Source organism: Candidatus Cardinium sp. cBcalN2, assembly GCF_022810445.1.
GTDB lineage: Bacteria > Bacteroidota > Bacteroidia > Cytophagales > Amoebophilaceae > Cardinium.
On record NZ_JAACGD010000064.1, the window covers coordinates 1 to 7,301 of the forward strand.

The window sequence follows — 7,301 nt, forward strand, 5'->3', positions numbered from 1 at the left end:
CAGATGAAAAGAAAAACAGTTGCCGGGAGGGATTGCAGGTAGGTTCCTGTTTTTCCAGCTGTAAACTAAGCTTTCAGTAACTTTTTTCATCAGCGCTTGATTATTTGGCTACTTTTTGATCAAGCAAAAAGTAGCTTTAAAAAATTCATTCTTTACCAGTGTCAAGAACAGATACGTTTTTTCTTCATAAGAAAGTAAAAATAAAATGCCCTCACTATTGTATCGGGACTAGATATAAAAAGAAAAAACGTCCCTTGTAAAAATTGGCAATCAGCAAGCATAGCCTACAGCTGAAATAGCAAAACAGTTGCAGGGAAGGTTGAAGAAGTGCTAAATGGATAAGCGCATAGATAGCTTTTATTAGTCAAAAAAAGACCAATGTATACCAATATCAGCTGCTTTTTTTAGGCCAGGATAAAATGGTGTAGCAAAATAGGCTTCTGGCTTATGAAAATATTCATTGATGTAGCTGTATTTAAAAGAAAGCTTTAAGTTATTGATACAAAGATTACAAAAAATATCAACAATTGGTCTGCCTTGTACAGGGAATTGGTTTTGGCGGTAAAATTGTTGTGCGATCATATCGTAACCATCGCCATAATAAAGCTCTTTAAAATGTATATTTAGACCTGTTTCTATAGCCATCTTTTTATGGTAAGGTTGGTGGGCATAATAATACCGGCCTGTGTAAATATAGGGAGGCATGTAGCCTTTAAAAACTTTGAGATTTCTGCTCAGGTCTTTTAAAATGGTAAAAGTGTTATCAAAATGGAAATAATAAAAAAAACAAAAATTTAAATTACTTTCTAAAGAAAGCAGATAAATAGGTGCAGTAGCCTGCACAGGTTCAGCAACGCAATGGTCAGGGTTATGTTGATTGTATGGTCTGGCTTTCCTGTAATAAATATGGTTGTTTATCTTTTTAAAAGATAGAATCGGATGAACCGTTATATGTGTCCAGTTATACCATATGGCTGCATCTATTGCTTGTGCAGATGGTGGTACAAAATGCTTGTCCCATAATCGGTGCCTGCTATAGCCATGGCTTACTATATAGGGGGTTTTGTGTTTAATCGTATGGCATGCTATTTTAAAAAAATGGTTTTTATAAGCTAAATTTAATTTATGATAGCCTCCTTTTTGTAATAGATAAGCTCCATCCAGACAAAGCTGGCTATGTTGCCCAAATTGCAACCGTGTATTACCACCTAGGTAATGTTCTTTTTCTTTTTTTGCCTTTTTTAAAGGACGATTATATACTAGCTCTTCAGGCTTAGAAAAATCATAGTTTAGATCAATATCTTCGAGTCTGTAATATACCGCATAGAATAAATTGGGTTGGTCTATATCTCCTTTAATTCCTATCTCATGACCAAGAGATCGCATTAGAAGACGATTATCTTCTTTATCAGATGCATTATCGGGTTGATTGGATATAAAGCTTAGTAATGGTTGATCTAATTTTTCAATGGTGAAGAAATTCTTTATTTGGCTATAGTGTAATTCATGGTATACTTGTAGTGGTTGGCTGTACTCATAATGATGGTAGAAGTAGAAGTTACGTCTAAGATCTTTATGCATTACTTTTTTATCTTTGTCAATCTTATTTTGCATATACGGTTCTTCTAGTAGTGGAAAAGAAGAATGGTAACGTTTACTTGGATTTGGTTCTGTAAATGCAAATTCGTCTTTTATTTTATTAGTTGTTGTTTTAGTCGAACGTACACCACCAGTCTCTCTAGTGATATATTTCCTGTTAGACCAGCTGGTGAATAGGTGATAGCAGCCATCTGCGTTTTTTATATGGGTAAAGAGGTCAAAATTAGGAAAAGCATTAACAATTTTATCATCTTTACTATATGGCCATTCATTTTCTGCCATGGCACCATACCAATTTGTACCTATATGCCAATTTGGAAGTAGCCGTTGGGTATAACAGCCATTGAATAAGAAACTACCTAGATTGGCCAGCACAATATTAAAATCCGCATATGCTTTGGATGTATAGTAGTAGCGTATGTCTTGCGGTTGGTGAAAATAAAAATCATAGGCAGCCAGACCATAGGTTGCACCTATATGTTGTGGTAACTCATAAACAATGTGCTGGGCAGCTGTGAAATGGTTACCAAGATCTTGAAAATTGTATGTATGTCTTTCTGCAACCGTGAAATGGTCCATCTTGGTTACAGAGCGATCCATACGATGGTACTTTCTGTAATTTTGTTTTACTTCTCGTGGGGTTATAAAAAAGGTAGAACCTGCCCCTACTTTTTCTTCTTCAGGTTTTTCAAAGATATCTTCTGCCTTTTCGCTTCCATAACCACTAATTGGTAGCGCAAAAAATAGAAAAAACAAACTATATCGCCAATAAATCGAAAGGTCTACCATTATGATTTTTTACTTAAAATGTTTCCATTTAGCCCTATGATAGGAATACCATACAACATAGTATCCATTCAGCTTTTACCCACTGGGGTTGGTTATACCTAAAAAAGAAACTAGCTTAACGCTAGTTTCTTAGAAGCACTGTGGTGAAACCACGCACAAAAAGAAAAACCGCCTCTGTGTAAACTAGTGGCGATTTTCACAACTTTTAACACAAGGCTTAATTTTTTGGTTACTTGTTGATCAAGATATAAATAATACAAAAGACCTTAGGCTACAAATATAATAGACTTCTTGCATAACTCGCTTATGCTAAGGAGTTCCTAGAAGCAAGGGAGTACAAAAACGAAATATAATAGATCTACTTCAGGATTTAACCTACTGAATCAACGTGCAAGTTACCAGCAGAAGTAACATTAGGCAAGAAATTTAATAACTTTTGTCTCAAAAGTTGCTTTATCTTCTTTTGCCAATCCTATTTCTATGGGGATATAGTATACAGGTAAGGAAAATAATAGTTTCATTAAAGAATGGTCTAGCAATCTTATGTAATCTTTTTCTGTTGTAACAATCGCTTTATCTGGCTGATCTAATCCATGAAATAGATTGATAATTTTTAGTATATCGGTATCACTGAACCAGTGATGGTCACTAAAAGCCAAATGTTTAACCTGATATCCATTGTTTTCTAAATAGATCCGTAAGGGAAGGGAATCTGCAATACCTGTAACCAGCAGTAACGTTACAGGGAGCTTGTCTGCTTTGACCTCTCCTATGGCGATAGGATCGTGGTAGATAGTATGTGTAAAAAAAACGGATACTTCTTTTCTATGGTATTTTTGCATACTTGATTTTATAGTACCTAGTTCTGATTGAGATAGATTTAGTGGGCTTTTGGTTACCAATATGATATCAGCACGTAAGGCCCCTTTACGTGGCTCTCGTAATTGACCTAATGGTAGTACATGGTCCTTAAAAAAAGGTTGATGAAACGAGGTCAATAAAATATTTAAATGAGGCCTTAGGCTAAGGTGTTGAAAAGCATCATCCAGAAGAATGAGCTGGACATTTGGTCTATATTCCATAAGTTTTGCCACGCCTTTGACCCTATTTTCGCAAACGGCAACGATTACATTAGGGTGGTCTAGAAAATTTTTATAGACAAGGTAAGGCTCATCACCTGCCATTAAAGGGGATACTGATTCGTTGATTATTTTGAAGCCTATAGATCTTCGCTTATATCCTCTACTCAACACCGCTATCACTCGCCCTTTAGCAAGCAGTTTGACCAAATAGATAGTCAAAGGAGTTTTTCCTGTTCCACCTAATGAGAGGTTGCCTATGCTAATCACTTTTGGTTTTTTATAATAAAAACGCTTTTTGATTTTTTTATTGTAGAGCAGATTACGTAAAGAAACTACCCCACCATAACTCCAACTTAGTATTTGTAAACATAACAGCAACATAACACCTACTTTTCAATAAAAAATTGACTTTATTATACAAATAACGATATTTTTATTATATTAATAGTCATTCGGATCCAAAGTGATCAAGCGTATATATTACTTTTTATACTAGCTAGAATGAGCATAAAAGCGCCAAGATATAGTGATACTGCTGTTACTATAGCAGATGTGATAAACTACTTGGAGCAAAAAGCTCAATTGCCAAATGAGCATAATTTACCAACCGATGGTATTGTAGTAGGTGATATAAATAATACAGTAACTGGAATATTGATTTCTCTTGATATAACAGAAGCAGTATTGGATGAAGCTATTGAAAAAAGATGTAATTTTATAGTTGTAAATCAACCTCTTTTTTCCCATCCATTGGTACAAATCATTCCAGAAAATTATGCTGGCAGATGCATGATCAAAGCAATAAAGCATGAACTAACCATCTATGTTTTTAGTACTAATTTAGACCATCTAGGTCGCGGAGCTAGTCATAGAATAACTAATTTAATTGATTTACAAAATACGCTTCCTATCATTCCTCAAAAAGTAATACTCCATAGACTGACCACCTTTGTTCCTCCTTATTCAGAAAAATATTTAATTCAATCTTTGTGTCAAGCAGGAGCTGTTTTGGCCACTCAAAATCTAGTAGATGTTACTAATAATGTTCATTATAAAACATTTCCAGAACCTTTATTGCATTTTTCTACTAGCTCAAGGCTAGAATTTTCAAAAGAGAGTCAGCTTACTTTTATAGTACCTACCCCTTGTAAAGAAAGAGTCATTCAAACTTTATTCCATGTGCATCCTTATGAAAAAGTTACCTACTATTTAGAACAGGTAGAAGTAACGCTAAACAATATGGGTAGTGGTTTACTAGGGACTTTGCCCGTAGAGTTACCAGCTAAATATTTTTTGAAGTACATAAAAACAAAATTGACTTTATCCTATCTCCAACACACTAATTGTTTCGACCGACCTATCAAAAAAGTGGCCGTTTATGCTGGAAATGGTAGTGGGCTCTTGAAAGAAATTCTTAACAGAAAAATAGATGCATTTATTACAGCAGGCCTACAATATGAGCAGTTTTTAGAAGCTAATGATAAAACATTATTGATTGATATAGGTTACCATGCTACTCGATTAGGCCTAAAAAGACTAATACTTGCACTACTATCAAAAGAATTTAATAATATTGTAATACTACGCTGTAAAACTATGACCAATCCTGTTCATCACATTAATGACTAACTAATGGATAAAAATATTGCAATTAAACTAACAAAGCTCTCTGAACTTCAGGAAGTTGATACCCATCTTAATGATATATTAAAGCTTAGGGGCACGCTCCCAGAGGAAGTATCGTCTTTAGAAGCAGATATAGACGCATTATCTGCAAGTCTACAAGAGCGTGAGCTCCTATTGGCTGAACTTCGCCAGGAAGTGGTCAATAAAAAAACATTTATCAAACAAGCTGAAAAAAAACTCCAGCAATACGAGGCGCAACAAATAGAAGTTCGCAATAATAGAGAGTATGATGCGATTACCAAAGAGCTTGAATTGCATAAGTTGGACATTCAACTTGCAGAAAAGTTTCTACATACTGCCTATAGCAATATAGAACATGATCAGGCTAATATAGAAGAGTTTCACAAACTTTTAGAATCAAAAAAAGCTGATTTAGTTTTAAAAAAGCAGGAATTGACCATAATTTTAAAAGCAAGTCAGCAAGAAGAGCTTACCTTGTATGAAAAAAGAAAAGAGGTCATAGAACTGTTAGGTCAGCCTTTATATATTGCTTACGAAAGGATTAGAAAAAATGTATCCAATAATTTGGCAGTAGTACCCATTAAAAAAGGCGCCTGCGGTGGATGTTGTATCGTGATTCCACCTCAGCAAAAAATAGGGGTATATGAACGCAATAAAATAGTACTTTGTGAGCATTGTGGTAGAATGTTAATTGCTTTGGAACAGCCTATAGATACCCTGCTATTTGTAAGCTAAAGCATAGATGAAGGGGTTGTAAATTACTAAAGTGATATAATCTAATAGCCGTTTTTACGCTGTTATTGTATACTTAGCCTACTATATTAAGATCAAAAAAACTATGGCAGAGGAATCATACTCACCTGAAGACCTAAAATTTTTTGAAAAGATTCTTTTAGAAAAATTAGATCAAGCTAATCATGAGCTCCAAGTATTGGAAAAAGTTTTGAGCCGTCAAGAAGCAGGCCTTGAAGTAGCTGGCAAACCATTTGAGGAAAATGCAGAAGTAATAGAAACTGAGAATGTAGGTCAGTTAGCTGAACGTCAACAAAAATTTATCAAGCAAATTGAACTTGCTATTCAACGCATTAAAAATGGCACCTATGGCATCTGTGTGTTAACCGGTAAGCTTATAGATAAAGAACGTTTAAAAGTAGTACCACATACGATGTATGCAGTAGATGCAAAATTAAATACAAAAAAATAAGGCTAATCATTCGGTTTTACTAGTTATATGCTTTATGAAAGTTGGTGCTACTACTCCTGATTGGTCATCTTGCATACGCTTAAACAAATTTATAAGTAATGCAGGTATTTGTGCTAGAAGAGAGGCTGATCAACTCATCCAATCAGGTTATATTGCTGTTAATGGTATAGTAGTAAAAAAGGTAGGTACCAAAATAGCAACCGATGCTATAGTTACTTATAAAGGTGTTCCTTTAAGGCTAGAAAAGCTACAGTATATACTTTTAAATAAGCCCAAAGGTTATGTTACTACCTTGGACGATCCTCAAGGTCGAAAAACTGTTTTAGATCTTATTAACAAGAAATATTGCCCAGAGCGTATTTACCCAGTTGGTCGACTAGATTATGATACTACAGGCTTATTACTGCTAACCAATGATGGTGATTTAGCACGTAAGTTGTCCCATCCTTCTAGTCATATCGAGAAGATCTATCATGTAGTACTTAATAAGCCTATACGAATGCAGCATTTGCATACCATTCAACAAGGTGTTGTACTACAAGATGGTCTAGTAAAGGTAGATCAGGTAGCAATAGTAGAAGAAGATCCAACGCAAATAGGCATGACCATACATATGGGTAAGAACCGAATTATTCGTAGGATCTTTAACCATTTGGGTTATCTGGTTCATAAATTGGATAGAGTAGGTTATGCGCATCTTACTAAACAGCATGTCCCTCGTGGTAAATGGATTTTTTTGAAGGATAAAGAGATAGTTAAACTTAAAAAGTTAGTATAAACCCGTATCTGCTCCCAGCTTTGGTAAAAAAAGCTTTTTTTATACCACTTTTTGCTTTATAAAAAAGTGGACAAAAAATCAAGCCCTCAGCAGCTATGTTACAAAGAATGCTTTGTTTCCGTTCACCCAATGGCGTCAACTTAAGGGATATATTTAATTGATTATTATATATAACAATATATAAAAAACGCCCCTTGTAAAA

7 protein-coding genes are annotated in these 7,301 nt (G+C 34.7%); 4 read left to right on the top strand and 3 right to left on the bottom strand.

The window, feature by feature from the left end; translation table 11 throughout:
* Nucleotides 1-360: 360 nt before the first annotated feature.
* Complete coding sequence (locus MUW74_RS01870) at nt 361-2,388, bottom strand: putative porin (protein ID WP_243516870.1); 2,028 nt, start codon at nt 2,386-2,388, stop codon at nt 361-363.
* Between the two features lie 413 nt (nt 2,389-2,801).
* Nucleotides 2,802-3,851, bottom strand: coding sequence for a tetraacyldisaccharide 4'-kinase (gene lpxK / locus MUW74_RS01875; RefSeq protein WP_243516873.1), 1,050 nt, complete (start codon nt 3,849-3,851; stop codon nt 2,802-2,804).
* Nucleotides 3,852-3,971: 120 nt separating this feature from the next.
* On the opposite strand from lpxK, the gene MUW74_RS01880 reads away from it, so the two are divergent.
* From MUW74_RS01880 to MUW74_RS01895, 4 genes are all read left to right on the top strand, one after another.
* Nucleotides 3,972-5,099: a Nif3-like dinuclear metal center hexameric protein gene (locus tag MUW74_RS01880; protein ID WP_243516876.1), complete on the top strand. Its 1,128-nt coding sequence runs from the start codon at nt 3,972-3,974 to the stop codon at nt 5,097-5,099.
* A 3-nt stretch (nt 5,100-5,102) separates the two neighbouring features.
* Nucleotides 5,103-5,852 (top strand): zinc ribbon domain-containing protein, encoded by a 750-nt coding sequence (locus MUW74_RS01885; RefSeq protein WP_243516881.1) that lies wholly within the window; start codon nt 5,103-5,105, stop codon nt 5,850-5,852.
* A 103-nt stretch (nt 5,853-5,955) separates the two neighbouring features.
* The gene (locus tag MUW74_RS01890) at nt 5,956-6,321 is read left to right on the top strand and encodes a TraR/DksA family transcriptional regulator (protein ID WP_243017984.1); all 366 of its coding nucleotides are present in this window, start codon (nt 5,956-5,958) and stop codon (nt 6,319-6,321) included.
* A gap of 34 nt (nt 6,322-6,355) precedes the next feature.
* Nucleotides 6,356-7,099 carry a pseudouridine synthase gene (locus MUW74_RS01895; protein WP_243516884.1) on the top strand — a complete coding sequence of 248 codons (744 nt, stop codon included), beginning with the start codon at nt 6,356-6,358 and terminating at the stop codon, nt 7,097-7,099.
* Here MUW74_RS01895 and MUW74_RS01900 read toward each other — a convergent pair.
* Nucleotides 7,083-7,301: hypothetical protein (locus MUW74_RS01900; protein WP_243553040.1), on the bottom strand; the 219-nt coding region annotated here is incomplete at its 5' end. The two genes, MUW74_RS01895 and MUW74_RS01900, sit on opposite strands and share 17 nt — an antisense overlap.

Coding starts and splice junctions, on each gene's coding strand:
- MUW74_RS01870 (WP_243516870.1), bottom strand. CDS start 2,388: ATGGTAGACCTTTCGATTTATTGGCGATATAGTTTGTTTTTTCTATTT.
- lpxK (WP_243516873.1), bottom strand. CDS start 3,851: ATGTTGCTGTTATGTTTACAAATACTAAGTTGGAGTTATGGTGGGGTA.
- MUW74_RS01880 (WP_243516876.1), top strand. CDS start 3,972: ATGAGCATAAAAGCGCCAAGATATAGTGATACTGCTGTTACTATAGCA.
- MUW74_RS01885 (WP_243516881.1), top strand. CDS start 5,103: ATGGATAAAAATATTGCAATTAAACTAACAAAGCTCTCTGAACTTCAG.
- MUW74_RS01890 (WP_243017984.1), top strand. CDS start 5,956: ATGGCAGAGGAATCATACTCACCTGAAGACCTAAAATTTTTTGAAAAG.
- MUW74_RS01895 (WP_243516884.1), top strand. CDS start 6,356: ATGAAAGTTGGTGCTACTACTCCTGATTGGTCATCTTGCATACGCTTA.